The sequence below is a fragment of the Streptomyces sp. NPDC127038 genome (assembly GCF_042725875.1).
GTDB lineage: Bacteria > Actinomycetota > Actinomycetes > Streptomycetales > Streptomycetaceae > Streptomyces.
Window position 1 is genome coordinate 26,003 of the sequence record NZ_JBHXDQ010000032.1, and the last position, 25,877, is coordinate 51,879.

The 25,877-nt window shown below is 72.0% G+C and carries 23 protein-coding genes and 1 riboswitch; of the genes, 15 read left to right on the forward strand and 8 right to left on the reverse strand.

All coding sequences use genetic code 11. The features are described 5' to 3' along the window. From ACFWI4_RS22175 to ACFWI4_RS22190, 4 genes are all read left to right on the forward strand, one after another. Complete coding sequence (locus ACFWI4_RS22175) at nucleotides 1–1,812, forward strand: methylmalonyl-CoA mutase family protein (protein WP_387198816.1); 1,812 nt, start codon at nucleotides 1–3, stop codon at nucleotides 1,810–1,812. Further along, nucleotides 1,812–3,986, forward strand: a complete 2,175-nt coding sequence (scpA, locus tag ACFWI4_RS22180) for a methylmalonyl-CoA mutase (RefSeq protein ID WP_387198819.1) — start codon at nucleotides 1,812–1,814, stop codon at nucleotides 3,984–3,986. Before ACFWI4_RS22175 ends, scpA begins: the two co-directional genes overlap by 1 nt. After that, on the forward strand, nucleotides 3,983–4,966 hold the full coding sequence (gene meaB, locus ACFWI4_RS22185) for a methylmalonyl Co-A mutase-associated GTPase MeaB (RefSeq protein ID WP_387198822.1): 984 nt from the start codon (nucleotides 3,983–3,985) through the stop codon (nucleotides 4,964–4,966). Before scpA ends, meaB begins: the two co-directional genes overlap by 4 nt. Before the next feature lie 555 nt (nucleotides 4,967–5,521). Next, complete coding sequence (locus ACFWI4_RS22190) at nucleotides 5,522–6,373, forward strand: hypothetical protein (RefSeq protein WP_387198825.1); 852 nt, start codon at nucleotides 5,522–5,524, stop codon at nucleotides 6,371–6,373. 83 nt (nucleotides 6,374–6,456) lie between these two features. Here the strand turns inward: ACFWI4_RS22190 and ACFWI4_RS22195 are convergent, their stop codons facing one another. The 4 genes from ACFWI4_RS22195 to ACFWI4_RS22210 form a co-directional block, all read right to left on the reverse strand. Beyond that, complete coding sequence (locus ACFWI4_RS22195; RefSeq protein ID WP_387198828.1) at nucleotides 6,457–7,215, reverse strand: CbtA family protein; 759 nt, start codon at nucleotides 7,213–7,215, stop codon at nucleotides 6,457–6,459. A gap of 20 nt (nucleotides 7,216–7,235) precedes the next feature. Next, entirely contained in the window at nucleotides 7,236–7,457 is a 222-nt protein-coding gene (locus ACFWI4_RS22200) for a CbtB-domain containing protein (RefSeq protein WP_387198831.1), read from the reverse strand. Between the two features lie 39 nt (nucleotides 7,458–7,496). After that, a riboswitch (cobalamin riboswitch) is annotated at nucleotides 7,497–7,644 on the reverse strand. Between the two features lie 65 nt (nucleotides 7,645–7,709). Then, nucleotides 7,710–8,783, reverse strand: a complete 1,074-nt coding sequence (locus ACFWI4_RS22205; RefSeq protein ID WP_387198834.1) for an enoyl-CoA hydratase/isomerase family protein — start codon at nucleotides 8,781–8,783, stop codon at nucleotides 7,710–7,712. 119 nt (nucleotides 8,784–8,902) lie between these two features. Then, entirely contained in the window at nucleotides 8,903–9,412 is a 510-nt protein-coding gene (locus ACFWI4_RS22210; RefSeq protein ID WP_385408703.1) for a cupin domain-containing protein, read from the reverse strand. A 139-nt stretch (nucleotides 9,413–9,551) separates the two neighbouring features. Here ACFWI4_RS22210 and ACFWI4_RS22215 point away from each other — a divergent pair, with 139 nt between their 5' ends. The 11 genes from ACFWI4_RS22215 to ssuE all read left to right on the forward strand — a co-directional run bounded on the left by ACFWI4_RS22215 (nucleotide 9,552) and on the right by ssuE (nucleotide 20,869). Continuing rightward, nucleotides 9,552–9,992, forward strand: coding sequence for an RrF2 family transcriptional regulator (locus tag ACFWI4_RS22215; protein WP_387198837.1), 441 nt, complete (start codon nucleotides 9,552–9,554; stop codon nucleotides 9,990–9,992). Between the two features lie 56 nt (nucleotides 9,993–10,048). Further along, the gene (locus ACFWI4_RS22220) at nucleotides 10,049–10,966 is read left to right on the forward strand and encodes a DsbA family protein (protein ID WP_387198974.1); all 918 of its coding nucleotides are present in this window, start codon (nucleotides 10,049–10,051) and stop codon (nucleotides 10,964–10,966) included. Nucleotides 10,967–11,563: 597 nt separating this feature from the next. After that, nucleotides 11,564–13,138, forward strand: coding sequence for an ABC transporter substrate-binding protein (locus ACFWI4_RS22225; RefSeq protein WP_387198841.1), 1,575 nt, complete (start codon nucleotides 11,564–11,566; stop codon nucleotides 13,136–13,138). A gap of 32 nt (nucleotides 13,139–13,170) precedes the next feature. Further along, a complete protein-coding gene (locus ACFWI4_RS22230) occupies nucleotides 13,171–14,199 on the forward strand; it encodes an ABC transporter permease (RefSeq protein WP_387198844.1) in 1,029 nt (342 codons plus the stop codon). A gap of 2 nt (nucleotides 14,200–14,201) precedes the next feature. After that, nucleotides 14,202–15,098, forward strand: coding sequence for an ABC transporter permease (locus ACFWI4_RS22235; RefSeq protein WP_387198846.1), 897 nt, complete (start codon nucleotides 14,202–14,204; stop codon nucleotides 15,096–15,098). Beyond that, nucleotides 15,095–16,006 carry an ABC transporter ATP-binding protein gene (locus ACFWI4_RS22240; RefSeq protein ID WP_387198849.1) on the forward strand — a complete coding sequence of 304 codons (912 nt, stop codon included), beginning with the start codon at nucleotides 15,095–15,097 and terminating at the stop codon, nucleotides 16,004–16,006. Before ACFWI4_RS22235 ends, ACFWI4_RS22240 begins: the two co-directional genes overlap by 4 nt. Then, nucleotides 16,003–16,884 carry an ABC transporter ATP-binding protein gene (locus ACFWI4_RS22245; RefSeq protein WP_387198852.1) on the forward strand — a complete coding sequence of 294 codons (882 nt, stop codon included), beginning with the start codon at nucleotides 16,003–16,005 and terminating at the stop codon, nucleotides 16,882–16,884. The genes ACFWI4_RS22240 and ACFWI4_RS22245 overlap by 4 nt, the downstream gene beginning before the upstream one ends. Before the next feature lie 26 nt (nucleotides 16,885–16,910). Beyond that, the gene (locus tag ACFWI4_RS22250; protein WP_387198855.1) at nucleotides 16,911–18,236 is read left to right on the forward strand and encodes an LLM class flavin-dependent oxidoreductase; all 1,326 of its coding nucleotides are present in this window, start codon (nucleotides 16,911–16,913) and stop codon (nucleotides 18,234–18,236) included. Nucleotides 18,237–18,363: 127 nt separating this feature from the next. Beyond that, complete coding sequence (locus ACFWI4_RS22255; protein WP_387198858.1) at nucleotides 18,364–19,413, forward strand: LLM class flavin-dependent oxidoreductase; 1,050 nt, start codon at nucleotides 18,364–18,366, stop codon at nucleotides 19,411–19,413. Nucleotide 19,414: 1 nt separating this feature from the next. Continuing rightward, complete coding sequence (locus tag ACFWI4_RS22260; RefSeq protein WP_387198861.1) at nucleotides 19,415–20,191, forward strand: alpha/beta hydrolase; 777 nt, start codon at nucleotides 19,415–19,417, stop codon at nucleotides 20,189–20,191. Between the two features lie 120 nt (nucleotides 20,192–20,311). Further along, entirely contained in the window at nucleotides 20,312–20,869 is a 558-nt protein-coding gene (gene ssuE, locus ACFWI4_RS22265) for an NADPH-dependent FMN reductase (RefSeq protein WP_387198864.1), read from the forward strand. 29 nt (nucleotides 20,870–20,898) lie between these two features. Here the strand turns inward: ssuE and ACFWI4_RS22270 are convergent, their stop codons facing one another. From ACFWI4_RS22270 to ACFWI4_RS22285, 4 genes are all read right to left on the reverse strand, one after another. Further along, on the reverse strand, nucleotides 20,899–21,987 hold the full coding sequence (locus ACFWI4_RS22270; RefSeq protein ID WP_387198867.1) for an NADAR family protein: 1,089 nt from the start codon (nucleotides 21,985–21,987) through the stop codon (nucleotides 20,899–20,901). Between the two features lie 160 nt (nucleotides 21,988–22,147). After that, a complete protein-coding gene (locus ACFWI4_RS22275; RefSeq protein ID WP_387198870.1) occupies nucleotides 22,148–23,275 on the reverse strand; it encodes an MsnO8 family LLM class oxidoreductase in 1,128 nt (375 codons plus the stop codon). A gap of 14 nt (nucleotides 23,276–23,289) precedes the next feature. Continuing rightward, nucleotides 23,290–24,498, reverse strand: a complete 1,209-nt coding sequence (locus ACFWI4_RS22280; protein WP_387198873.1) for an LLM class flavin-dependent oxidoreductase — start codon at nucleotides 24,496–24,498, stop codon at nucleotides 23,290–23,292. Next, nucleotides 24,495–25,871: an NtaA/DmoA family FMN-dependent monooxygenase gene (locus ACFWI4_RS22285; RefSeq protein WP_387198876.1), complete on the reverse strand. Its 1,377-nt coding sequence runs from the start codon at nucleotides 25,869–25,871 to the stop codon at nucleotides 24,495–24,497. The genes ACFWI4_RS22280 and ACFWI4_RS22285 overlap by 4 nt, the downstream gene beginning before the upstream one ends. Between the last annotated feature and the right edge of the window lie 6 nt (nucleotides 25,872–25,877).

Here is a 25,877-nt window from a genome sequence, read left to right on the forward strand (position 1 = left end):
ATGACAGTCCTGCCCAACGACGGGCTCGCGCTGGCCGCCGAGTTCCCTTCCGCGACCCATGACCAGTGGCAGCTCCTGGTAGAAGGCGTGCTGCGCAAATCGGGCAAGGAGGCCTCGGGCCCGGCAGCCGAAGACGCGCTGTCCACCCGGCTCGAGGACGGGCTCACCACCAGGCCCCTCTACACCGCGCGCGACACGGCCGCCGACGCCGGTTTCCCCGGCTTCGCCCCCTTCGTCCGGGGCGGCAGGCCCGAGGGCAACACGGCGGGCGGCTGGGACGTACGGCAGCGGCACACCGCGGCGGACAACGCCCTGGTCCTCGGCGACCTGGAGAACGGCGTCACCTCGCTGTGGCTCACGGTCGGCGAGGGCGGCATCCCGGTGGCCTCGCTCGAAACGGTCCTGGACGGGGTGTACCTCGATCTGGCGCCCGTCGTCCTCGACGCGGGAGCCGACGTCGAGGCGGCGGCCGAGGAGCTGCTGCGGCTGTACGCGGCACGCGGTGTCGCGTCCGGTGCCGCGCGCGGGAACCTGGGCGCGGACCCGCTCGGCCACGAGGCCCGCACGGGCGTGGCGACGGAGCTCGCCACGATCGTCCCGCTCGCGCTGCGCTGCGCCCGGGAATACCCGGGACTGCGGGCCCTGACCGTCGACGCGCTCCCGTACCACGAGGCCGGCGGCTCGGCGGCGCAGGAACTGGGCGCCTCGCTGGCGACCGGCGTCGCCTATCTGCGCGAGCTGACCGAAGCCGGACTGTCCGTCGAACAGGCCTGCGCGCAGCTGGAGTTCCGGTACGCGGCGACCGCCGACCAGTTCCTGACGATCGCCAAGCTGCGGGCGGCGCGACGTCTTTGGGCGCGGGTGGCCGAGGTGTGCGGGGCGCCCGCCGCGGGTGCGCAGACGCAGCACGCCGTGACCTCGCCGGTGATGATGTCGCGCCGCGACCCGTGGGTGAACATGCTGCGCGCGACCATCGCGACGCTCGCGGCCGGCGTGGGCGGCGCCGACTCCGTCACCGTCCTGCCCTTCGACCACGCGCTCGGTCTGCCGGACGCGTTCGCGCGGCGCATCGCCCGCAACACCTCGACGATCCTCATCGAGGAGTCGCACCTGTCCCGGGTGATCGACCCGGCGGGCGGCTCCTGGTACGTGGAGAAGCTGACCGACGAACTCGCCCACGCGGGCTGGGAGTTCTTCCAGGGGATCGAGCGGGACGGCGGCCAGGCCGCGGTGCTGCGCTCGGGCCGGCTGGCGGGCGACCTGGCGGAGACCTGGGCGGCCCGTTCGGTGAAGCTCGCCAAGCGGCGCGAACCCATCACCGGGGTCAGCGAGTTCCCGCATCTGGCGGAGCGCCCGGTGGAGCGCGAGCCGGCTCCCGAGGCGCCCTCCGGCGGTCTGCCGCGGGTGCGCCGCGACGAGGCGTACGAGGAGCTGCGGGCCCGCTCCGACGCGCACCTCGCCGCCACCGGGGCCCGGCCCCGGATCTACCTGGCCACGATCGGCCCCGCCGCCGCGCACACCGCGCGCAGCACCTTCGTCGCGAACCTGTTCCAGGCCGGCGGCATCGAGCCGGTCACCGACGGCACGTTCGAGGACAGCGGCGCCACCGAGGCCGTCCTGTGCTCCAGCGACGCGCTGTACGAGGAGCGGGCCGCGAGCACGGCCGAGGCCCTCGCCGCGGCCGGTGCCCGGCACGTCTTCCTGGCCGGCCGCCCCGCGGACCACGCCGGGGTCGACTCCTACGTCTTCGCGGGCTGCGACGCCGTCGCCGTCCTCTCCGCCACCCTCGACCGCATGGGAGTGTCCTCCTGATGGGAATCCCCGACTTCTCCGGGATCGACCTGGGGACGCCCACCGCCGACGGCGGCGCCGACGCGTGGAAGGCCGCCGCGGGCAAGGCCACGGGCGCCGGTGACACGTTCTGGGAGACCCCGGAGGGCATCGCGGTCAAGCCGCTGTACACCGGCCGGGACGTGGAGGGCCTGGACTTCCTGGAGACGTACCCGGGCGTGGCGCCGTATCTGCGCGGCCCGTACCCGACGATGTACGTCAACCAGCCCTGGACGATCCGCCAGTACGCGGGTTTCTCCACGGCCGAGGAGTCCAACGCCTTCTACCGCCGCAACCTCGCCGCGGGCCAGAAGGGTCTGTCGATCGCCTTCGACCTGCCCACGCACCGCGGTTACGACAGCGACCACCCCCGGGTGACGGGCGACGTCGGCATGGCGGGCGTGGCCATCGACTCCATCTACGACATGCGGCAGCTGTTCGACGGCATCCCGCTGGACAAGATGACCGTGTCGATGACGATGAACGGCGCGGTGCTGCCCGTCCTCGCGCTGTACATCGTGGCGGCGGAGGAGCAGGGCGTACCGCCCGAGAAGCTGGCCGGAACCATTCAGAACGACATTCTGAAGGAGTTCATGGTCCGCAACACCTACATCTATCCGCCGAAGCCGTCGATGCGGATCATCTCCGACATCTTCGCGTACACCTCGCAGCGGATGCCGCGCTACAACTCCATCTCCATCTCCGGGTACCACATCCAGGAGGCGGGCGCGACGGCCGACCTGGAGCTGGCGTACACCCTCGCGGACGGTGTGGAGTACATCCGGGCGGGCCGCGAGGCGGGCCTGGACGTGGACGCGTTCGCGCCGCGGCTCTCGTTCTTCTGGGCGATCGGCATGAACTTCTTCATGGAGATCGCCAAGATGCGGGCGGCGCGCCTGCTGTGGGCGAAGATGGTCCGGCAGTTCGACCCGAAGAACTCCAAGTCCCTCTCCCTGCGCACCCATTCGCAGACGTCGGGCTGGTCGCTGACCGCGCAGGACGTGTTCAACAACGTCACGCGTACGTGTGTGGAGGCCATGGCCGCGACCCAGGGGCACACCCAGTCGCTGCACACCAACGCCCTCGACGAGGCGCTGGCCCTGCCCACCGACTTCTCCGCGAGGATCGCCCGCAACACCCAGCTGCTGATCCAGCAGGAGTCCGGCACCACCCGGGTCATCGACCCGTGGGGCGGCAGCGCGTACATCGAGAAGCTGACCTACGACCTCGCCCGGCGTGCCTGGCAGCACATCGAGGAGGTCGAGGCGGCGGGCGGTATGGCCCAGGCCATCGACGCCGGCATCCCCAAGCTCCGCATCGAGGAGGCGGCGGCCCGCACCCAGGCCCGCATCGACTCCGGACGCCAGCCGGTCATCGGCGTCAACAAGTACCGCGTGGAGACCGACGAGCAGATCGACGTCCTCAAGGTCGACAACTCCTCCGTGCGCACGCAGCAGATCGAGAAGCTGCGCCGGCTGCGGGCCGAGCGCGACGGCCGGGCGGTCCAGGAGGCGCTGGAGGACCTGACGCGGGCGGCGGCCGGTGAGGGCAACCTGCTGGAGCTGGCGGTGCGCGCGGCCCGCGCGAAGGCCACCGTCGGCGAGATCTCCGACGCGCTGGAGAAGGTCTACGGGCGGCACGCGGGCCAGATCCGTACGATCTCCGGGGTGTACCGCAACGAGGCAGGGGAGTCCCCGTCCGTGGACCGTACCCGCACGCTGGTGGACGCGTTCGAGGAGGCCGAGGGCCGGCGCCCGCGCATCCTGGTCGCCAAGATGGGCCAGGACGGTCACGACCGCGGCCAGAAGGTGATCGCGACCGCCTTCGCCGACCTCGGTTTCGACGTCGACGTCGGCCCGCTGTTCCAGACGCCGGGCGAGGTGGCCCGGCAGGCGGTCGAGGCGGACGTGCACATCGTGGGCGTCTCGTCGCTGGCCGCCGGACACCTCACCCTCGTACCGGCGCTGCGCGAGGAGCTGGCGGCGGAGGGGCGTGAGGACATCATGATCGTGGTCGGCGGGGTGATCCCGCCGCAGGACGTGCCGACGCTGCTGGAGATGGGCGCGGCCGCGGTCTTCCCGCCCGGGACGGTGATCCCGGACGCGGCGTACGACCTCGTCCAGCGGCTCTCTGCCGACCTCGGGCACGACCTGTGATCGAACTCGACACCTATGTCAAGGGTGTGCTCGACGGGAAGCGGTCGCTGGTCGCCCGCGCCATCACGCTCGTCGAGTCCACCCGGCCCCAGCACCGCGCGCTGGCACAGGAGTTGCTGACCGAGCTGCTCCCGTACAGCGGGAAGGCGCGGCGGATCGGTGTCAGCGGGGTGCCGGGCGTCGGCAAGTCGACGTTCATCGACGCGTTCGGCACGATGCTGACCTCGCTCGGGCACCGGGTCGCGGTGCTCGCCGTCGACCCGTCCTCCAGCCGTACGGGCGGCTCGATCCTGGGTGACAAGACCCGGATGGAGCGCCTGGCCGTGGACCCGGCGGCGTTCATCCGCCCCTCTCCCACCGCCGGGACGCTCGGCGGCGTGGCGAAGGCGACCCGCGAGTCGATCGTGGTGATGGAGGCGGCCGGCTACGACGTGGTGCTGGTGGAGACGGTCGGCGTCGGTCAGTCCGAGACCGCCGTCGCGAACATGGTCGACTCCTTCCTGCTGTTGACGCTGGCGCGGACCGGGGACCAGTTGCAGGGCATCAAGAAGGGTGTCCTGGAGCTGGCGGACGTGATCGCCGTCAACAAGGCGGACGGCCCGCACGAGCGGGACGCGCAGTCCGCCGCCCGTGAACTGGCGGGCGCGCTGCGGCTGATGCACGGCAAGGACGCCGTCTGGACTCCCCCGGTGCTCAGTTGCAGCGCCCGGGAGGCGGCGGGTCTCGACACCGTCTGGGACCGGCTTGAGCAGCACCGGACGCTGCTCGACTCGACCGGCGCGCTCGCCGGGAAGCGGCGTGACCAGCAGGTGGACTGGACCTGGACCATGGTCCGGGACGAGCTCCTGGGCCGTCTGCACGCCGATCAGGCCGTACGCGCCGTCGCCCCCGACCTCGAACGGCAGGTCCGCGAGGGCGGGTTGACGGCGACGCTCGCGGCGGAGCGGATTCTGAAGGTCTTCGGCGGCGAGAGCCGCTGATCTGAACGGCGGTGGCGGGGCAGGTCGGAGCCCGGCCACCGCTCGGACCCGTGGCCGTGGGCCGGGCACCCGCACCCGTGCCCGGGCCCGGCCGCCGCGGCGCCGGGTGATCGCCCGAACGGCCGACGAAGCGGCCCTGCTCGTCGAGCCACGAGCAGCCCTGCTTGCCGAGTCCCGAGCGGCCCTGCTCGAACAGCCCCAAGTGGCCTTGCTCGTCCAGCCCCGAGCGACCGTGCGCGTCGGGCCCCGAGCGGCCCTGCACGTCGGGCCCCGCCGCACGGCATGAACACCGGCCGCCCGGCCGCCGTACACAGGAGCACCGGAGACCTTCCGGTGCTCCTGCTCGTGGACCCTGCGGCGTTCCCGCCCCGGGTCCCCGAGCCGGACGGGCGTCGCTATCGGGCGAGGTGCAGACGGTGCCGAGAACCAGAGTGGGATCAGCACGGGCGCAGTACGTCAATACGTATGCCGCGCCCGTTCAGGACGCGTTCAGGTTGACCTTGTCAAGGTTCGACAGAGATCAAATCCCCCACATGCCGCAGGAGAACCCTTTTGATGACGAAGTCCGTGATGAAGAAGCTCCCCGAGGTCACCCTGGCCTTCTGGATCATGAAGATCGCCGCGACGACCCTGGGTGAGACGGCGGGCGACCTCTTCGCCCAGACCCTCAAGCTCGGTTACTTCGTGACCACGATCATCCTGTTCCTGCTCTTCGTCGTGACGCTGGTCGTCCAGCTCAGGTCCCGCCGGTACAACCCGTTCTTCTACTGGACCGTGATCCTGTCGACCAGCATGGCCGGCACCACGATGTCCGACTTCATGAACCGCGACGCCAGCGCCAAGTACCTCTCGGGCGGAGCCACTTCGCTCGGCTGGGGCCCCCAGGGCCTCGGTCTGGGGTATCCCGAGGGCGCCGCCATCCTGATCTCGCTGCTCCTGGCGATCTTCCTCGTCTGGAAGCTGAGCGGGATGACCTTCCAGATCCGGGACATCGTCACCTTCCGCGGCGAGGCGCTGTTCTGGTCGGCGATCCTCGTCTCCAACACGCTCGGCACGTCGATGGGCGACTTCCTCTCCGACAGCTCCGGCCTCGGCTATCTGGGCGGGGCGCTGCTCGTCACGGGGCTGCTCGCGGTGCTCGTCGCGCTGATGAAGGTTCCGTCGGTGTCGAACGTCCTGCTGTTCTGGATCGCCTTCGTGCTCACCCGCCCGCTCGGCGCCACCGCCGGTGACTTCCTCACCAAGCCGCTCGCCAAGGGCGGACTCGACCTCGGCACCGCCGGCTCGTCGGCCGTGCTCCTCGTCGTCCTGTTCGGCCTCATGGCCTACGCGCAGGTCCAGGAGCGCCGGGGTGCCGAGCCCGGTCCGGAGGCGGAGGCGGTCCGCCAGGAGGCCGGCAGCCGGTGAGGCCGGACCCGGGCCCCTCTCGGCGGGCATGACGCGCGAGAGCCCCTCGGAAGGACCGAGGGGCTCTCGCGTACGGGAAGGACTCAGCTCGCGGTCGGAACCGTTCGCCCGGAGGCGACCGTCGCGGGCTTGGGGTTGAGCATGCGTTCGGCCAACTCGCCGAAGACCAGGCCGAATCCGGCCCACAGGACGGTCTGGATGGCGAGGGCGGAGAGCCTGAACCGCCACAGCAGGGTGGCCGGGAAGTCCTTCGGCACCTCGTTGATGACGGGCAGGAACTCGTAGGCCAGGCCGATCACGACGGCGAAGGCGGCGACCGCGACGACGGTGGCGTACCAGGTGCCGAGGCTCGGGGCCAGGCGCTTGCCGAGGAGGGTGGCACTCACCGCGAGGAGCACGCTGAGGACCATCATCAGGAAGTACAGGGCGGTCCGCTTGCCGATGGTGTCGGGGTCGCCGACCGACGGCGGGTTGGCCGGGTACTTCAGGAACGGCACGACGTACACGGCGAGCAGCGCGGTCCCGGACAGCAGGAGCGCGGTCGCGCGCGGAGAGAAGCGGCCCACGCGGCCGAGCGCGAAGCAGTAGGCGAGCGCGGCGATGCCGCCGAACGAGACGCCGTAGACGAGGACGCCGGTGGCGAGGCCGGCGGTGGACTGGAGGCTGCGGGAGACGAGTTCGACCTCGTGCCCGTGGGCGTGCGAGTGGGCCTCCTCGAAGCCGATGGCGCTGTCGACGGTCGGTTCACCGAGCAAGTAGGCGACGACCAGGGCGAGTACACCGGCCGCGAGGCCGGCGAGCATGCCGCGGACGAGCAGGTTTCTTACCGTTGCGGAGTTCATGATGAGCGCTCTCCCTCGCGTCAGTGGCAGGGGAAGCCGAGCAGGTGGCGGGCGTCGTGCACCCACTCGTGGACGTCCTCGCCGGAGACGACGGAGGTGGCGCCCTGTTCGGCGCCGACGAAGTAGAGCAGGACCAGCATGAGGATGCCGAAGAAGACCGCCCAGGGAGCGATCGCCTTCAGCGGCAGCTTGGCGGGGATGGCGGGGGTGTTGGCTGTCGGCTGAGCGACGGTCTGCGCCATGGCAGGACCTCCTCGGGAGTTCGCGTCCCATCTCGGTGGTGCACAGGATGCCGTCTACGGGTCTGACTCACGCGGCGCCCGGTGTGGCCGGGCGTCGCGCTCACAGTGGCGCGACCGTGCCGGATTTTCGCCGGCTTCCGTCTTGACGTCATCGATATCGGACCGACCGTACCGCGTGCCGCGTGGCTGGCCAAGACCGCGCCGACCGGGGTGATCTTCCTCTCGTCCCAGGTGACGGGTCCTCGCGGACCGTCAGAAAGCCCCGCCGGACAGCCCGAGTTCACGGTCGCCGAGCGGCGCGAAGAAGCGCTCCACGTCGGCGTCGGTGACCTCGTCGAGGGTGGCCGGGGACCAGCGGGGCCGGCGGTCCTTGTCGATGATCTGGGCGCGGACGCCCTCCACCAGGTCGGGGGCGGACAGGGCGGCGCAGGACACCCGGTACTCCTGGTCCAGGACGGCCTCCAGCGAATCGAGCCGCCGGGCCCGGCGCAGTGCGGTCAGGGTGACCTTCAGCGCGGTGGGCGACTTGCCGAGCAGGATCTCCGCCGTCTCCTTGGCGTCCGGGTCTCCGGCCGCGAGCAGCCGCCGGATGATCTCCTCGACGGTGGCGGCGCCGTAGCAGGCGTCGATCCACTCGCGCCGGCTCGCGAGTTCCCCCGTAGGCGCCGGCCGGGCGTGGGCGGCGACCGCCTCCTCCACGGGCCGGTCCGCGAGGTCGGACAACAGCCGCGGGAGCGCGGCGGACGGCACGTGGTGGTCGGCGAGACCGCACAGGATCGCGTCCCCGGCGCCGATCGAGGCGCCGGTCAGGGCGAGATGGGTGCCGAGTTCGCCGCGGGCGAGGCTGAGCAGGCGGGTGCCGCCGACGTCGGGGACGAATCCGATGCCGGTCTCGGGCATGGCGACGCGCGAGCGTTCGGTGACGATCCGGACGCCGCCGTGCGCGGAGATCCCGACGCCGCCGCCCATGACGATGCCGTCCATGACCGCCACGTACGGCTTGGGGTAGCGCGCGATCCGGGCGTTGAGGTGGTACTCGTCGCGCCAGAACGCGGCGGAGGCGGTGCCGTCCCCGTCGCGGGCGTCGTCGTGGACGACCCGGATGTCGCCGCCCGCGCACAGTCCGCGTTCTCCGGCGCCGGTGATGACGACGGTCTCGACGGCGGGGTCGTGTTCCCAGTCGGTGAGTGCCCGGTCGATCCGGCGCACCATCGCGTGGTTCAGGGCGTTCAGCGCTCCGGGCCGGTTGAGGACGATGCGCGCGGCCCGTCCTTCGGTGCGGAGCAGGACGGATTCCCCGGCGCCGGACGCCTCGGTGCCGTTCACTCGGACACCTCCGCCGGGCGGCCGGCCACGATGACGCGCATGATCTCGGTGGTTCCTTCCACGGTCCGCTGGGATCGCCGGTGCCGACGATCTCCCCGCTACCGTACCCACCGGGCCGGTCAGGCCTCCTCGCCCTCCCCGAGCGCGTACAGCCGCGGCAGGTTGACCACGATCGCCTCCTGGGTGCTGCGCGCGATGACGACGACGGCCTCCTCGTCGGGGTCCGGGTTCTCCTCGCGGTGCGGGACGAACGGGGGCACGAAGATGTAGTCGCCGGGCGAGGTGCGCAGGCGTACCTCCTCGGGCCCGTCGCCCGAGTCGTCGACGAAGACGAACTCGGGGTGCCCGCTCACCACGTGGATCGCGGTCTCGGACTCCCCGTGGTGATGGTCCGAGGACGCCGTGGAGGGGGCGACGTGGGTCTGGCCCATCCACAGTTTCTCGGATCCGACGGTGGCGCCGCTGACGGCGGCGAATCGGCGCATGCCTCCCGTCTGCGCCGTGTCGCCGTCGAGGGCGTCGGCGCGGATGTGGTGCAGACGGGCCCGCAGCGGGCGCCCGGACTGCGCTGCGGCGTCCGGGAGATGGGGGTGGAAACCTTCACCGGGGATCGTGGGCGGCTCGCTCATGGAGGGGGACGCTAGAGCGGCCCGGAAAAGGATGTCAAGAGGTGTCCATTGCCGTTCACCTGCGGCAATGTTCCCGCAATGTAGGCGGGGAAGGGAGCGAAACCCGTTCGGCGGACACCGTGTCGGGCATCATGTGCGCATGCATATCTCCGCGAAGGCGGACTACGCCACCCGGGCTCTGCTGGAGCTGGCCCGCGAACCGGCCCGCCCGCTCACCTGCGAGGCGATGGCCTCCTCCCAGCACGTTCCGTTCCGTTTCCTCAAGTCCGTGGTGGGCGAGCTGCGCCGGGCCGGTCTCGTCCGCAGCCAGCGGGGCTGCGAGGGCGGGTACTGGCTGGGCCGGCCCGCCGACGAGATCACCCTGCTGGACGTCGTACGGGCCGTGGACGGCGAGCTGATCACCCTGCGGGGCGAGCCGCTGACCGGGCTCGACTACCCGGGGCCCGCCTCCGGTCTCCCCGGGATATGGCGCCGTATCGAGGCGGACGCCGCCGCGGTCCTGGGCGGGACGACGCTGGCCGCGCTGCTGCCCGCCGGGGCCGGGGCGGCCGGACGGATGGACCGCGAGGGAGCCGCGTGAGCCACGCCCCGGACCGGGCGGCGCCGGAGACGGACGCGGTGGACGGGGGCGAGGCCATGCACCGGGTCGAGGCCATGCACGGGGTCGAGGTCGTGGAGTACACCGACCCGCTGTGTCCCTGGGCCTGGGGGTCGGAGCCGGTGTTCCGCGGGCTGCGCGCCGCGCTGGCCGGCCGGGTCCGCTGGCGACGCGTGTACTGCGTCCTGTTCGATGACGACGACGACCCGCCGCCCGATCCCGCCGCGGAGACCGCCTGGTACGCCGAATACGTCGAGGAGATCGGCACCCATACGGGGGCTCCGCGGGCGCGGCGGCTGAGCCGGGTCGCGGCGAGTTCCTGGCCCTCGTCGCTGGCCGCCAAGGCCGCGGAACGGCAGGGCGACGAGACAGCCGAGCGGGTGCTGCGGCGGCTGCGGGAGAGCGTGTTCGTGCTGGGTGAACCGGCGGACACGATGGCGCTGGCGCTGTCCGCGGTACGGGGCGTGCCCGGCCTCGACCGGGAGCGGCTGGCCGCCGACGCGGCGTCAGCGGCCGTACGGGAGGCGGTACTCGCCGACCGGGCCGAGGCGCGGCGGCCGGTCGCCGAGGTGCTCTCGGTGCGGGGCGGCTCGCCGCATCCCGGTGCCGCGAAGGAGACCGCCGAGGGCGGGCACCGCTACGCCCTGCCGACGCTGCTGGTGCGCGCTCCCGGAGGCCATCGCGTCGTCCCCGGCTGGCGGCCGTACGAGGAGTACGCGGCGGCGTTCGAGGAGTTGAGCCCCGGGCTGCCGACGAGGCCCGCGCGGCCCGCGGCATCGGAGGCGCTCGCGCGGTACCGGAGTCTGACCGGCCCCGAGGCGGCGGCCCTGAGCGTCGGACCCTGGCCTCCCCCGGCCGCCGTGCGCGTCGAGACGGGCAACGGCCCCCTGTGGCTGCACCCGGACGAGGCCGCCGTGCACCCGGCGCGCGACGACGACGCACCCACGGCACCCTGACGGCCCTGAGACCTCCGGCGCACGATCCGCCGGGTTCCCGCCGGGGGGGTGGGCCGTTACGACCGGCGTGAGGAACATCCACGACCGGCGTGAGGCACATCCCCCGTCCCCGCGGGCTTCTGATCAGCGGTCAGCACCCGTCCCGCCCAATGAGACACCAATAGGTGTCCATTGACAGCCGTCGAGAACCGGCCCCAGGATGTGCACCATGCTCACGACGCACCCCGGCGTGGTGTGCCGCTACGTGGACCTGCGGCGCACTTCCAGCGCTCTCTGTCGCTGACCGCCTGCCGACCACGGCCCCCAGGCGCCTGACTCCCGTCCCGCCGGTACCGGCCCTCCGCCGTACCGACGACCGGTCGCCGTCATCGCGCGCCGCCCTCTCGGCGTTCCTCCGCCGCTCCTCCCCCAGTCTCCCGGCTCGCCCCGCGGCCGGCCGACGCCTCCTGCCCTGACACGGCATGCCTCCGTGTGCGCCCGAGCACGCACAGGCATGCCCTTCGCCGGGCTGCGCGTCGCCCGCCGTCGGGGTCCGCCGTCCTTCGCTCCCCCTCCGTCGCCCCGGCGCGGGCGGGAGCTCTCGCAGAAAGCGAACCGATGTCCGGACGCATCACGCCCCGTAACTCCGCAGCGGCAACCCGCTCCTCCCGGCGCCCCGGTCGGCTCCGCGCGGCCGCCCTGGGAACCGCCCTCGCCTCCGTGCTCGTCCCCGCGCTGAGCGCCTGCGGCGGCGAGGCCGCGTCGGCCACCGGCTCCGCCGCGCTGAAGTGGACCTCCTCCTACTTCCCCGCCCACTGGGACCCGGTCGTCAGCGGCAGCGGCGCCCAGTTCCGTGAACTCGCCCTGGTCTACGCCTCGTTGACACGAACGGACGCGACCGGGAAGGCCGTCCCCGACCTGGCCAAGAGCTGGGACTACAACGCCAAGGGTGATGTGATCACCTTCCATCTGCGGCCGAACCTGAAGTTCAGCGACGGCGCGCCGGTCGACGCCGGCGCCGTGAAGGCCGCGATCGAGCGGGCCAAGAAGCAGAAGAACTCCGCCCTGTTCGGCGATCTGACCTCCATCACGTCGGTGGACGCCAAGGGTCTCGACGCGGTGATCCACCTGAGTCAGGTCGACTACCAGATCCCCCAGCTCCTGGGCGAGCGCGTCCTCCAGATCGCCAGCCCCAAGGCCGCGGCGTCTCCCGGCAAGCTGGACCAGAGCCCGGTCGGCGCGGGCCCGTTCGTCGTCACCCAGCTCGTCCCCGGCACCAAGGCGGTACTGAAGAAGAACCCGGACTACTGGGACGCCAAGAACATCCACATCGACCGTGTCGAGCTGAGCTCCGCCCCCGACGCCTCCACCGTCGTCTCCGGACTCCAGACCGGCGTCTACAACTTCGCCGACATCACGCCCAGTCAGGCCGACGCGGCCAAGAAGGCCGGACTCGACGTCTTCGTCCAGCCGGGCTTCAACGCCTCCAACCTCAGCCTCAACACCAACAAGGCGCCGTTCGACAACGACAAGGTCGTCGACGCGGTCCGCTACGCGATCAACCGTCAGGAGTTCGTCGACAAGCTGACGTTCGGCTACGGCTCGGTGACCGACCAGCCGTTCCCCAAGGGGTACGTCGCCTACGACCCGCAGTCCGAGAACGCGTACGCCTACGACCCCGCGAAGGCCAAGAAGCTTCTGAGCGAGGCCGGTTACAAGGCGGGCGCCCTCAAGCTCAACCTGGTCATCCCGGCCGAGGACCCCCAGGCCGAGATCGTCCAGGCGCAGTTGGCGAAGGTCGGCGTCAAGGTCACGATCAAGATAGACAAGAACTGGGCCACCCCGTTCTTCGCCAAGGACCTGACGTTCTCGCTCTACGGCACCACCGGGCGGGACTCCGCGGCGCAGACCCTGACCGCGCACTTCGGCCCGAACGGTCCGCTCAACCTCAGCTCCCCCTACGAGCCGGCCGGCTTCGAGGCGGCCATCGCCAAGGTGCGCCGGACCCCGCTGGACTCGCCGGACTACGCGAAGGTCCTCCAGGCGGCGACCCGGGCCGGCCTCAAGAGCAAGGCGCTGGTCTTCACGTACTCCTCGCCCAACCTCATCGCCAAGAGCAAGTCCATCTCGGCCCTGCCGAAGAACCCGGCCCACATCGACTGGACCGGCGTGACCATCGCCGGCGGCAACTGACCACCCGCCCATAACAGTTAAGGGGGCAACCCATGACGACGACGGAGGCACCGGCCCCGTCCGGTGTCCGTCTCCCGGGGGCCGCGGTCAGGACCGGGCACACCCTGGGCCGTGCACTGGCCGTCCTCGCCCGGTCGGCCGCGATCTTCGTACCCGTGTTCGTGGTCGCGACCTTCGTGACCTTCGCCCTGCGCTCGCTGAGCGGACTGAGTCCGGCGCGCATCCAGCTGGGCGAGGAGGCGACGCCCGCGGCGGTGGCCCGGGTCGAGGCGCACTGGGGCCTCGACCGGCCGTTCCTCGTCCAGTACGGGGACTGGTTCGGGGGCGTCCTGCACGGACGGCTCGGCACGAGCTGGACCAACGGCGCCGACATCTCCACCCTCATCGGCCTCGGCCTCGGCGTGAGCCTGTCGGTGGCGACGTTCGCGCTGGTCATCGGCGTCGTCGCGGGGTTCGGCCTCGGCACGATCGCGGCGGTGCGCCGCTCCACCTGGATCGACCGCGCGATCACGGGCTTCGTCACGCTGATCTCGGTGATGCCGGCCTTCGTCGTCGGGATCGTGCTCGTCGCCGTCCTCTCGGTGGGACTGCACCTGTTCCCCTCCGCCGGGTACGTTCCGGCGGAGGAGGGGTTCGGGCCGTGGCTCGCCCACATCACCCTGCCCGCCGTCGCGCTCAGCTTCGACGTCGTCGCCGACGTGGCCCGCCAGCTGCGCGGCAGCCTCGTCGGCGCCTACCGCGAGAACTACGTGACCGGCGCGGTCGTCCGGGGCCTGAGCCCGCGCCGGATCTTCTTCGGCCATGTCCTGCGCAACGGCCTCGGACCCGCGCTGGCCACCCTCGGACTGAAGTTCCCCGCCCTGGTCGGCGCCTCCGTCGTCACGGAGTGGATCTTCGGTCTCCAGGGGTTCGGGCGGTTCGCCAACGACTCCGCGCAGGCCGGCGACGTACCGGCCGTCCAAGGGGTCCTCGTGGTGTCGATCGTCCTGGTCGTCGCCTTCAACCTGCTCGTCAATCTGGTGCTGGCCCGCGTGACGCCGGCCGCCCGGCGGGGGGTGTGACCATGGTGCGCCGCGTCCTCGCCCTCACCCCGGCCCGGATCGCCCTGGCCGTCCTCGCCGCGATCGCCGTGCTCGCCCTGTTCGGGCCGCTGCTCGCTCCGCAGGATCCCCTGGCCACCAGCGACCACACGCTCGCCGCCGCCTCCGGTGCCCACTGGCTGGGGACGGACTACCTCGGCCGTGACGTGCTGAGCAGGCTGCTGGCCGGCTCCCGCGTCAGCGTCCTCGGTTCACTGGAGGTCGCGTTCACCGCGCTGGCCATCGGCGCCGTCCCCGGCATCCTGTCGGTCCACCTCGGCCGCGCCTTCGAATGGGTCACGCTCCGGCTCGCCGACACCCTGGTCGCCCTGCCCTTCCTGCTGTTCGCCGTCGCCGTCGTCGCGCTGCTAGGCAACGGGCTCACCCAGGCCATGCTCGTCACGGGCGCCCTGGTGTCCCCGCTGTTCTACCGCGTGGCCCGGGCCGCCACCCTGGCCGTCGCCCGCTCGCCGTACGTGGAGGCGGCGATCGTCTCCGGCGCCTCGACCGGCTGGATCGTACGCCGTCACGTGTGGGCCAAGGTGCTCCCGCCGATCGCGGTGGCGCTGGCCCAGACCGTCGGCGTCGGCTTCGTGATCGTGTCGAGCCTGACCTTCCTCGGCATCGGGGTGCAGCCTCCCGCGCCCACCTGGGGCGGTCTGCTCGCGTCCGATCTGGGGTATCTCAGCCACCAGCCGTGGGCGCCGCTCGCCCCCGCCCTGCTGATCATGGTCACCGTCTGGGCGTGCAACGTCCTCGCCGACGCCGTCCGTGACGTCTCAGGCGAGGCGGGCCGCACACCGGCCGGCCGCGCCGGGGCCCGCCCCGACCGCCGCTCCCAGGCCGGTCCCGCTCCCGCTCCCGCCGGAGGTGCGCGATGACGACCCTGTCCGGGAAACTCCTCACCGAGACCCCGAAGGGCGAAGAAGCCCCGCGGAACGTCGAGTTGACTCCCCGGGTGCCGGCCGAACCGCCGGCCCCCGTGCTGGCCGTACGCGATGTGCGCATCGGCGAGAGGGGCGGCGGCCGGGAGATCGTCCACGGCGTCGGCTTCACGCTGGCGCCCGGCAGCGCCGTCGGCATCGTCGGCGAGTCCGGCAGCGGGAAGACCCTCACCTGCCGTGCCGCGCTCGGGATCCTGCCCGCGCCGTTCGAGATCACCGGCGGCTCCGTGGAGATCGACGGCCACGACATCGCCGGTCTGTCGCCGGCCCGGTGGACGGAGCTGCGCGGCGCCACGATCAGCGCCGTCTTCCAGGACCCGGCCTCCTATCTCAACCCCTCGATCCGCGTGGGGGCGCAGATCGCCGAGGTGCTCCGGGTCAAGACCGGTCTGAAGCGGCGCGCCGCACGGCGCCGGACGACCGAACTGCTGCGGTCGGTCCATCTGCGTGACCCGGAGCTCGTCGCCTCGCAGTACCCCCACGAACTGTCCGGCGGCATGCTCCAGCGGGTCCTCATCGCCGTGGCCATCGCGGCGGGCCCGCGCATCCTCATCGCCGACGAGGCCACCACCGCGCTCGACGTCACCGTCCAGGCCGAGATCCTCGACCTGCTGGCCGACCTGCGCGAACGCACCGGCCTCGCCCTGGTGGTGGTCTCCCACGACCTGGCCGTCGTCGCCCAGCTGTGCGACGAGGTCCTCGTCATGCGCCACGGCGAGGTGGTCGAACAGGGCCCGGCCGAGGACGTGCTCCACCGTCCGCGGCACGAGTACACCCGGCTGCTCATCGCCGAGCACGAGCAGTACGGCCTGGAGAAGTTCCTCGCACCCCAGGAGGAGTCATGACCACGCTGACCCTACGGTCCGCCCCCGCCCCCGGATCCGCCGCGTCCGGGGAGCCGAAGCGGCCGGTCCTGGAGATCAGGGACCTCGGCGTCCGCTACGGAGCGCGCAGGCGGTCCCGACTCGCCCTGCACGGCGTCTCGTTGAGCGTCGCGCCGGGCGAGACCGTCGGGATCATCGGCGAGACGGGTTCGGGCAAGTCCACCCTGGCCCGGGCGGTGCTCGGTCTGGTGCGGCCCTCGGCGGGGTCCGTGGTCGTCGACGGCGAGGACGTCACCGCGTACGGCCGCAGGCAGTGGCGTGCGCTGCGCCGCCGCGGCCTGGTCCAGTACGTCTTCCAGGACCCCCTGCGCAGCCTCGACCCGGACCTCACCGTCGAGGCCTCGCTGAGCGAACCCCTCCTCGTCCAGGGTGTGTCCCGCGCCGAGACGGCACTCCGGGTCCGCGCCTTCCTGGCCCGTGTCCACCTCTCCGAGGACCTGCTGGACCGGCTCCCCGGTGAACTCTCCGGCGGTCAGCGCCAACGCGTCGCGGTGGCACGGGCGTTGGTGACCGAGCCCCGGCTGGTCATCCTCGACGAGCCGGTCAGCGCCCTGGACTCCGCCAACCGCGTCCAGATCCTGCGCATCCTGGAGGAACTCCGCGACGACGGGGTGGCCCTCGTCTTCATCTCGCACGACCTCGGCTCCGTCGCGGGGATCGCCGACCGCATCGCCGTGCTCTACCGCGGCGAACTGGTCGAGACCGGCGCCGCCCGCGAGGTCATCGGCCGCCCCCGGCACCCGTACACCCGCCTGCTCGTCCGTTCCGCGCCCACCCTGCGCTCCGCCCCGGCCGACCGGGCCGAACGCGCCTCCCTGCGCGCCCTGCTGAACGACTGAAGCCCTCGAAGGACAGGAAGAACACCATGACCCGCACCATCCATCTCGCGCTGCACCCCTACGGCGTCGGCGGTCCCGGCCAGCACGGGCTGTGGAAGGACCCGCGCGTCGCGAACAACGCGAGCATCGACATCGACTACTACATCCGGCTGGCGAAGGCGGCCGAACACGCCCTGTTCGACGCCCTGTTCATCGTCGACAGCCAGTTCATCAACGCCACCTACCCGGCGCACTACCTCAACCGACTCGAACCGCTCACCCTGTTGTCGGCGGTCGCCACCCACACCCGGCACATCGGCCTGGTGGGAACCGCCAGTTCGACCTACAACTCCCCGTTCAACCTGGCCCGCCGGTTCGCCTCCCTCGACCACATCAGCGGCGGCCGGGCCGGCTGGAACGTGGTCACCAGCTTCGACACCGGAACGTCCCGGAACTTCGGCCTCGACGAACACCTCGACTACACCACCCGCTACGGCCGCGCGCTGGAGTTCGTCCGCGTCGCCCGGGGCCTGTGGGACTCCTACGAGGACGACGCATTCCCGGCCGACGTGGACCGGAACGTCTTCCTCGACCCGGCCAAGCTGCACGCCCTCGACCACGACGGCGAGCACTTCAAGGTGGCCGGACCGCTGAACCTCTCCCGCTCCCCGCAGGGCCAGCCGGTCATCTTCCAGGCCGGGGTCTCCGAGGAGGGACGCGATCTCGCGGCGCAGGTCGCCGAGGGCATCTACGCGCCCGGCGGCACGCTCCAGCAGGCCCAGGAGTACTACGCCGACATCAAGAAGCGCACGGCCTCCTACGGACGCGACCCCGACCACATCAAGATCTTCATCCACGGGAGCCCGGTGGTCGCCGGCACCGACGAGGCGGCCCGGCGCAGGGAACGGGAGATCTTCGAGGAGGACAACGACTTCGACCGCAATCTCGCGCTGCTCGGACGCTCCTTCGGCGCCTACGACTTCAGCGCGCACGACCTGGACGCGCCGTTCCCCGACGTCGCGCACCTCGCGGAGAAGGGCGGCCGCACCGGAGCGTCGGCACTCATCGAACGGGCCCGGTCCGAGAACCTGACACTCCGCCAAGTGGCGGAGTCCGTGAACCAGTTCCGCGGCTCACCGTTCGTCGGCGCGCCCGAGACCGTCGCCGACACCATCGAGAAGTGGTTCGACGCCGGCACCTTCGACGGCATCAACCTCGCCTTCCGCACCGAGGACGAACTGAACCTCTTCGTCGACGGGGTCGTGCCGATCCTCCAGAAGCGCGGACTGTTCCGTACCGAGTACGCGGCCGACACCCTCCGCGGCAACCTCGGCCTGCCCGTCCCGGCCAACCGGTACACCCGGAACGACTGAGAGCCCGCCGCGCGCGGCCGGTGGAGGCGGACCCGCCGCCACCGGCCGCGACCGGGCAGCCTCACCCGAGCGCCGTGCGGCACGACCGCCCCGACGAGACGACCCGCCACCGAAAGGCCGACATCCCATGACGAGCGAGCGACCACGCCTCCGGCTCGGCTTCCTCACCCACGTCCAGGGACGCGATCAGGACATCGCCCGCACCTACCGCAACGCGCAGGAACTGTTCGCCGTGGCCGACGAGCTCGGCTTCGACGTCGGCTGGGTGGCCCAGCACCACGTCGCCCACGGCGGTGGCGGACTGTCCTCGCCCTGGACCTTCCTCGCCCACGCGGCCGCACGGACCCACCGCATCCGCCTGGGCACGGCCGTCACCGTCCTCCCGCTGGAGGACCCGGTCCGCCTCGCCGAGGACATCGCCACCGTCGACGCCCTGAGCGGCGGCCGCGTCGAGATCGGCGTGGGCAGCGGATCGAGCGCCCAGGAGTACGCCGCGTTCGGCAAGGACGCCGCCCGCAAACGCGAACTGACCAGCGAGAACCTGGACGTCCTGCGGCGGGCCCTGGCCCACGAGGAGGTGGGCACGGCCGGCTTCCGCGTCCAGCCCCGCCCCGGCGACTTCGGCCGCCGCGTCTGGCAGGGCGTGTTCAGCGCGCAGGGCGCCGAGTACGCGGCGCGCCGCGGTTCGAACCTGCTGCTCAACCGGGCGGCCTACGGGTACGACTCCCCCACCGACGAGGTGCAGCGGCCCTGGGCCGACGCCTTCCTCGCCGCCTGGGACCGGCCGCACCGCCCGCGCGTCGGACTGTCCCGCTTCGTCTTCCCGGCCAAGGACCGGCGCACCGCGCTCCGCGCGATCGGCGACGACGTGCACCGGGCGGCCCTGCGCATGGCGGAGAGCGGCGCGTTCCCCAAGGGCCTCGACCGGGACGAGGCGCTGCGCCGCTTCCACTCCTTCCACGGCCATCCCGAGGAGATCGTCGAAGCTCTGGGCCGCGAGCAGGTCCTGCCCGTCGCGACGGATCTGATCGCCCAGTTCAACCCCGCCGTCCCCGACCACGACGCCGCCGTCCGCGCCCTCGAACTCATCGCGACCGAGGTGGCGCCCGCGCTGGGCTGGAAGCCCGCGCACCGGGGCGAGCCCGCACCCGTCGAACCCGTATCCGCAGGAGCCTGACATGCCCCAGTACACCGACCACCACGGGCCCGAAGGGCTCCTCGTCCGCGGCACGATCCTCGTGGTCCCCGGCCGCGGCGAGACCCGGGCGACCTACGCGCGCCTCGGTGCGCGGCTCGCCGCCGACGCGTACCGGGTCCGGGTGATCGACCCTCCGGCCCTCGACGCCGACGACCCGGCCGCCTCGCTGAACGAACTGGAGGCCGAGCTCGCCCGGGCCGTCGAGGACACCGCCCCGCAGGAGGGTGTCGTACGGCCGGTCGTCCTCGTCGGCGCGGACTCGGGGGCCCTGGCGCTCGCCGCGCTCCTCGGCGGGTCCGGGACGCCGGCCGCCTGGTGGCCGAACGCCGTGGTCCTCGCCGGCCTTCCCGGCCCGTCCGCGAAGACCGGCGCCGTGGGCGAGACGTGGGACGCCGAGCTCGACGTCCGCACCGCGTGCCCCACGCATCGGGGCCGCCTCACCGAGGACCCCGAGGTGCGGCGCGGGTCGCTCGACGACGCTCTGCCGGACGCGCTGCTCGCGGCGGCGTACGACAGCGAGTCACCGCTGCCCACCCTGCTGCTCGTGGGCGACTCCGATCCGCTCGCCGACGACGAGGCACTCGCCCGCCTCGCCAAGTCCCTTCCCCTGGCCCGCCTTTCGGTCGTCCACGGCGCTCACCACGACGTCCTCAACGACCTCCAGCACCGCTCGGTGGCGGCCGAGGTCGTCGGCTTCCTGGAAGCCCTGCGGGGTGAACTGCGGCCGCTGATCAGTGTGCGGTCCAGCGCCTGGTGAGCCCCTCGGGCGGGCCGGCCGACGTGCACCGGCCGGCCCGCCCGGCGCGAAGGCCCGCCCGACCGGCCGGCGCACGGCCCCCGCTTTCACCCAACCGCATCCCGACCCGGAAGGTCCGCCATGGCCACCATCGTGTCCGTCTCCGGAAGCCCCTCCCCCACCTCCCGCACCACACGGCTCCTGCGCCACCTCGACGACCGGCTCCGCCGCCAGGGCCACGAGGTCGTCCCCCTGGACGTCCGTACGCTGCCCGCCCACGCCCTGCTCGGAGCCGACTTCGGGCATCCGGCGATCGTCGAGTCGGCGGCGCTGTTCGAGCGGGCGGACGGCGTGGTAATCGGCACGCCGGTCTACAAGGCCGCCTACTCCGGCCTGCTGAAGGCGTTCCTCGACCTGCTCCCGCAGTACGCGCTGGCCGGCAAGACCGTGCTGCCGCTCGCCACGGGCGGCAGCACGGCCCATGTCCTCGCCATCGACTACGCGTTGCGTCCGGTGCTCACGTCCATGGGAGCGTCGCACATCGTGCCCGGCTGGTTCACCCTCGACAAGGACATCACCACCGGCGAGGACGGCACGGCCGTGATCGCACCCGGCACGGCCCAGGCCCTGGAGCAGGTGACGGACCACTTCTCCGTCGCCCTGGGCGGCCGAACGACGGCCCTCGCGTCGACCGGCTGAACGCGGGCGCCGGCGTCCCCGGAGCGGAGCTACTGCCGGGCGGCGAGCTCGGAGCGGGTCAGTTCGAGCAGCCGCCCGACCCAGTTCCGCCCCCGGCCGCCGGATTCGTCTCTCCAGAACGGTGCGTCCCAGAGGCCGGTGTAGCTGATCCGGGCGTCTCCGGTGGAGACGAGGACCTGGGCGAGTTCGGGGTGCTGGGTGAACTTCGCGCGCAGGAGTCCCGCCATGACCGCGAGGCGGACGTCCGGCCAGTCGCTCCGGTGTTTCACCTCGCCGCCCAGGTCACGCGCCTCCCGGCCGGAGGCCGCGTCCTTGATCCTGCTTCTGTCGGCGTCGTCGGCCGCCGCCATGGCCCAGTAGCCGTGGAGCACGGACGCGTAGCACTCGCCCGCGAACTCGATCCGCGCGGGGAAGTCGTTGCGGAGCATGAACAGCCCCGGCTCCTCGGGCCAGCCGTGAGGGTAGACGGTCTCGTGCGAGACGAGGGCGGGCCGGCCGGGTCCTGAGGGATCGTCGGAATGCTGGACGGCTCGCCGCTCTCGCTCCCCCTGCACTCCCTGGTCTCCGCGGTCGAAGTAGTCCAGGACGTCCTGATGCATCGTCTCCGTCACCACGGGGCCGTCGCCGCCGACGCTCTCACCGATGTCCGTGAGCAGGATCCTCAGGGGCCGGTCCTGACGGTCCATGTCTCCGAGGACATAGATCCGACGATGCGCCGGCACCGCCAGATACGCCGCTCGCAGAAGCGCCCGGTTGCACTCGGTCGGCTCCCGCTGAAAGCGCCGGATCGCCTCCCAGCAGCGCTCCCCGGCCGTCGGCCGCTCGTTGAGCTCTTCGATGCGGTCGGCGACGTCCAGGAGAAATCCCTCCGGCGTCAGCGGTTCGCCGCCACGAGAGGCCCACTTAGAGGGTTCCGCGGGAAGCGGCGGCCTGCCGGGGCGGGTCACCGCCAGCCGGCCCGTTTCCAGCATTCTCCCGAGCCCGGCCAGGTCCGTGCGTTCTCCGCAGGTGATCGCTCCGTCCGCGAAGACGATCAGGTCCTCGGGGTAGTACTCGCCATCCGGTCGGTACCGCAGCCAGACGTGGCACCAGGCCCCGTCGATTCGCTCTCCATCCACCGTCCGATAGGTCGGTCTCCGCCATGTCATGGGCGCACGCTATCGCCCGTCCCTCGTGAGGAGCGCGCGGGCGCCCATGGCGCCGCCCCGTGCCCGGAACTCCGGGCACGGGGAGCCTTGTTCGTCGGACACGGCGGTCTCGCCAGGGGCCGGTGCCGGTTCACCGCTTGCGCCACTCCTCGGCCAGCAGCTCGTACGACCGCACCCGGTCGGCGTGTCCGTGGGTGATCGTGGTGATGAGCAACTCGTCTGCCCCGGTGGCCTCTTGAAGCTGTTCCAGCTGGTCGGCCACCCGCCGGGGCGAGCCGACGAACTGGGTGTCGAGGCGGTCCTGGACGAGGGCCAGGTCCGCGTCCGACCAGACGTGGGCGCGCGCCTCGTCCGGGGTGGGGAACGCGATGGCCCCCTCGGCGTTTCGGATGCTGCGGACCCAGAGGCCGTATCCCGTGGCGAGTTCACGGGCCCGTTCGTCGTCCTCGGCGACCACGACGTCGGCGGACACGCTGACGTACGGCTTGTCCAGGACGTCGGAGGGCTGGAACGCGGCACGGTAGGCGTCCACAGCCTCCAGCACCGTGGCCGGACTGACGTGGTAGTTCGCCGCGAACCGGAGCCCGCCCCGGCCCGCGACCTCGGCGCTCTGCCCGCCGCTGCTGCCGAGTATCCACAGTTCCAGGTCGGCTCCCTCGCCGGGGACGGCGTGCGCCTCGACGCCGTCCGCCGAACGGTAGGTGCCCGCGAGCAGCGCGAGGATGTCGTCGATCTGCTCGCCGTAGTCCTGCGACTCGGCGTTGGGCTGCTGGAGAAGGGTGCGCTGGAGGGCGACCCTCGGTGACCCGAGGAGGTGCTCGAAAGAGAAGCGGGCCGGGATGCGGAGTCCGTTCGGAGCGAGGCCGTCGGTCACGGGCGTCGCGGTCACCGGCGCTGCGGCCGGCGTGGCGGGCGGGCGGCCGCCGGAGCGTCCGAGGCCCAGGTCGAGGCGCCCGGGGTGCAGCGCGTCGATCAGGCCGAACTCCTCGACCGTGGACAGGGCTGTGCGGTGGCCGAGCTGCACGGCGCCGGAACCGAGACGGATGGTCGAGGTCGCCGAGGCGGTCAGGGCGATGACGACCGCGGGCGAGGTTCCGGCGACTCCCGGGTTGAGATGGTGCTCGGCGAACCAGTAGCGCGCGTAGCCGAGGCTCTCGGCCCTGCGGGCCAGGTCGATGGAGTTGCGCAGGGCGTCGCCGGCGGTGGAACCGGAGGAGACCGGGACCAGGTCAAGGACGCCCAGAGGGATTTCGGACATGTGCGGAGGCCTCCTCAGCGCTCGGTGGTGGTGTGGAGGGGCCCGAGTGCCGGTATGGCTTGGGACCCCGGAGATGCCGGTACGGCTTCGGACCCCGGCCCGGACGACGGCTCGGGCCAAGACCCGGACGAGGGCTCGGACCAGGGCTCGGGCAAGGGCTCGGCCTTCCCGAGGACCGGCCCCCAGGGGAACGGCGGATCGGGAATCTCGCGGCGCAGCACGGGCGCCACGGCCGACTGGAACAGTTCCAGCGAGTCACGGTGCTGAGAATCCGTCAGTCCACCCGCGTCCGCGTGCAGATGCAGCACGCTGTGCCCGAACTCGGCGTGATACCGGTGCACCTTGTCGATGATCTGCTGGGGACTGCCGATCAGCGCCGAGCTGCGCTCCACGAAGTCCTCCAGCGTGGTGAACACCGGTGCGAGACCGAGCCGCTTCTGGAACGCCAGGTTCCCCTCGAAGACGGGCCGGTAGGCGGCGAGGGCCTCCTGGGAGGTCCGGGCCACGTGGACGCCTGCGGTTCCCGCGCCGACCGCGATGGCGGCCGGATCGTGTCCGTGGTGTTCCCAGCGTTCGCGGTAGTGGCGGATCAACTCGGCGTACGGCTCGATCGGGTTGGTGACGTTGGCGGAGAAGAGCGGGTCGCCGTGACGGGCCGCCAGATCGACCGACTCCTTGCTGGTGGCGCTGCCGTGCCAGACGCGGACGGGCCGCTGGAGCGGGCGGGGCCACACCTCGGCGTCCCGGAGTTCCGGGCGGAAGCGAGTCGCCGCGGTGACCTTGTCCTGCCGCCAGATCCGGCGGAACACCTCGTAGCTCTCGGCGTTGCGGTCCCACTGGTCCTCGGCGGTGACCCTGAACAGGTCCCGCTGCGCGGCGCCGTTGCCCTTGCCGACGATCAGCTCCAGGCGTCCGCCGGACAGATGGTCGAGGGTCGCGTAGTCCTCGTACGCGCGCACCGGGTCGAGCAGGCTCAGCGTGGTCACCGCGGTGAACAGCCGGATCCGCGAGGTGAGGGCGGCGAGGTGGCTGAGGACCACGGGCGGCGACGACGAGATGAACGGCCGCTCGTGCCGCTCCCCCACCCCGAAACCGTCGAAGCCCAGTTCCTCGGCGAACAGGGCGTTGTCGATCACCTCGCGGAAGCGCTCGTTCGTGGACTTCCGGATCCCCGTGACGGGATGGGGGGCGTGCACGATCAGGGTGATCGCCAGGAACTTCACGACGCCGCCCGGTCGGCGAGCGCCTCGCCGTCGGGATGGGCGAGGCCGAGGTGGTCGCGCAGGGTGGTGCCCTCGTACTCGGTGCGGTGGACGCCTCGTTCCTGGAGCAGCGGTACGACGGTGTCGGCGAAGGCGTCGAGCCCGCCCGGGGTGATGTGCGGGACCAGGATGAACCCGTCGGAGGCGTCGGCCTGGACGAACGCGTCGATGGTCCGGGCGACCGTCTCCGGACTGCCCACGAAGGCCTGCCGGTTCCCCGTCTCGATGACGAGGTCGCGGATGGACCAGTTGTTGGCGGCCGCCCGCTCGCGCCACTCGCGGGCGGTGGCCAGCGGGTCGCGGTACATCCGGACCTGGGCGCGGCCCCGGGCGACGGTGTGTTCACCGAGGTCCGGGTCGATGTCGGGCAGCGGCCCGTCCGGGTCGTACGCGGACAGGTCGCGGTTCCACACGAACTCCAGGTGCTTGATGGCGGTGGCCCCGCTGACCTGGAGGCGCCGCACCTCCCTGGCGTTGTCCTCGGCCTCGGCGTCGGTGTCCCCGAGCACGAAGGTCGCCGCGGGCAGGATCAGCAGCTGGTCGGGGCGGCGGCCGTGGCGGGCGAGGCGGGCCTTGACATCCGTGTAGAAGGCCTGGCCCTCCTTGAGGGTGGAGTAGCGGCTGAAGATCGCGTCGGCGCTCGACGCGGCGAACTCGCGGCCCTCCTCGGAGTCACCGGCCTGGAAGATCACCGGACGGCCCTGCGGGGAGCGCGGGACGTTGAACCGGCCCTCGATGTCGAAGTGCCGGCCCTCGTGGACGAAGGCTCCGGCCTTGGCGTCGTTCAGGAACGTCCCGGTCTCCTGGTCGGCGACGATCTCGTCGCCCCGCCAGGAGTCGAAGAGTTCGTTCGCCGTGCTCAGGAACTCCTTGGCCCGGGAGTAGCGCTCCTCCTGCGGGAGGAAGCCGCCGCGGCGGAAGTTCTCGCCGGTGAAGGCGTCCCAGGAGGTGACGACGTTCCAGGCGGCGCGCCCGGCGGAGAGGTGGTCGAGGCTGGCGAACTGGCGGGCCACCTCGTAGGGCTCGTTGAACGTGGAGTTGATGGTGCCGGTCAGACCGAGGCGATCGGTGACGGCGGCGAGCGCGGCGAGGACGGTGAAGGTGTCGGGCCTTCCCACGACGTCCAAGTCGTAGATTTTTCCGCCCTGTTCACGCAGCCGCAGGCCCTCGGCGAGGAACAGGAAGTCGAACTTGGCGCGCTCGGCGGTCCGCGCGAAGTGCGCGAACGAGCTGAACTCGATGTGGCTGCCGGCCTCGGGGTCGCTCCACACGGTGGTGTTGTTGACGCCGGGGAAGTGCGCCGCGAGGTGGATCTGCTTGAGCGGCTTGCTCATGATCGG

Coding starts and splice junctions, on each gene's coding strand:
- ACFWI4_RS22175 (WP_387198816.1), top strand. CDS start 1: ATGACAGTCCTGCCCAACGACGGGCTCGCGCTGGCCGCCGAGTTCCCT.
- scpA (WP_387198819.1), top strand. CDS start 1,812: ATGGGAATCCCCGACTTCTCCGGGATCGACCTGGGGACGCCCACCGCC.
- ACFWI4_RS22190 (WP_387198825.1), top strand. CDS start 5,522: ATGACGAAGTCCGTGATGAAGAAGCTCCCCGAGGTCACCCTGGCCTTC.
- ACFWI4_RS22195 (WP_387198828.1), bottom strand. CDS start 7,215: ATGAACTCCGCAACGGTAAGAAACCTGCTCGTCCGCGGCATGCTCGCC.
- ACFWI4_RS22200 (WP_387198831.1), bottom strand. CDS start 7,457: ATGGCGCAGACCGTCGCTCAGCCGACAGCCAACACCCCCGCCATCCCC.
- ACFWI4_RS22210 (WP_385408703.1), bottom strand. CDS start 9,412: ATGAGCGAGCCGCCCACGATCCCCGGTGAAGGTTTCCACCCCCATCTC.
- ACFWI4_RS22215 (WP_387198837.1), top strand. CDS start 9,552: ATGCATATCTCCGCGAAGGCGGACTACGCCACCCGGGCTCTGCTGGAG.
- ACFWI4_RS22220 (WP_387198974.1), top strand. CDS start 10,049: ATGCACCGGGTCGAGGCCATGCACGGGGTCGAGGTCGTGGAGTACACC.
- ACFWI4_RS22225 (WP_387198841.1), top strand. CDS start 11,564: ATGTCCGGACGCATCACGCCCCGTAACTCCGCAGCGGCAACCCGCTCC.
- ACFWI4_RS22230 (WP_387198844.1), top strand. CDS start 13,171: ATGACGACGACGGAGGCACCGGCCCCGTCCGGTGTCCGTCTCCCGGGG.
- ACFWI4_RS22235 (WP_387198846.1), top strand. CDS start 14,202: ATGGTGCGCCGCGTCCTCGCCCTCACCCCGGCCCGGATCGCCCTGGCC.
- ACFWI4_RS22240 (WP_387198849.1), top strand. CDS start 15,095: ATGACGACCCTGTCCGGGAAACTCCTCACCGAGACCCCGAAGGGCGAA.
- ACFWI4_RS22245 (WP_387198852.1), top strand. CDS start 16,003: ATGACCACGCTGACCCTACGGTCCGCCCCCGCCCCCGGATCCGCCGCG.
- ACFWI4_RS22250 (WP_387198855.1), top strand. CDS start 16,911: ATGACCCGCACCATCCATCTCGCGCTGCACCCCTACGGCGTCGGCGGT.
- ACFWI4_RS22255 (WP_387198858.1), top strand. CDS start 18,364: ATGACGAGCGAGCGACCACGCCTCCGGCTCGGCTTCCTCACCCACGTC.
- ACFWI4_RS22260 (WP_387198861.1), top strand. CDS start 19,415: ATGCCCCAGTACACCGACCACCACGGGCCCGAAGGGCTCCTCGTCCGC.
- ssuE (WP_387198864.1), top strand. CDS start 20,312: ATGGCCACCATCGTGTCCGTCTCCGGAAGCCCCTCCCCCACCTCCCGC.
- ACFWI4_RS22275 (WP_387198870.1), bottom strand. CDS start 23,275: ATGTCCGAAATCCCTCTGGGCGTCCTTGACCTGGTCCCGGTCTCCTCC.
- ACFWI4_RS22285 (WP_387198876.1), bottom strand. CDS start 25,871: ATGAGCAAGCCGCTCAAGCAGATCCACCTCGCGGCGCACTTCCCCGGC.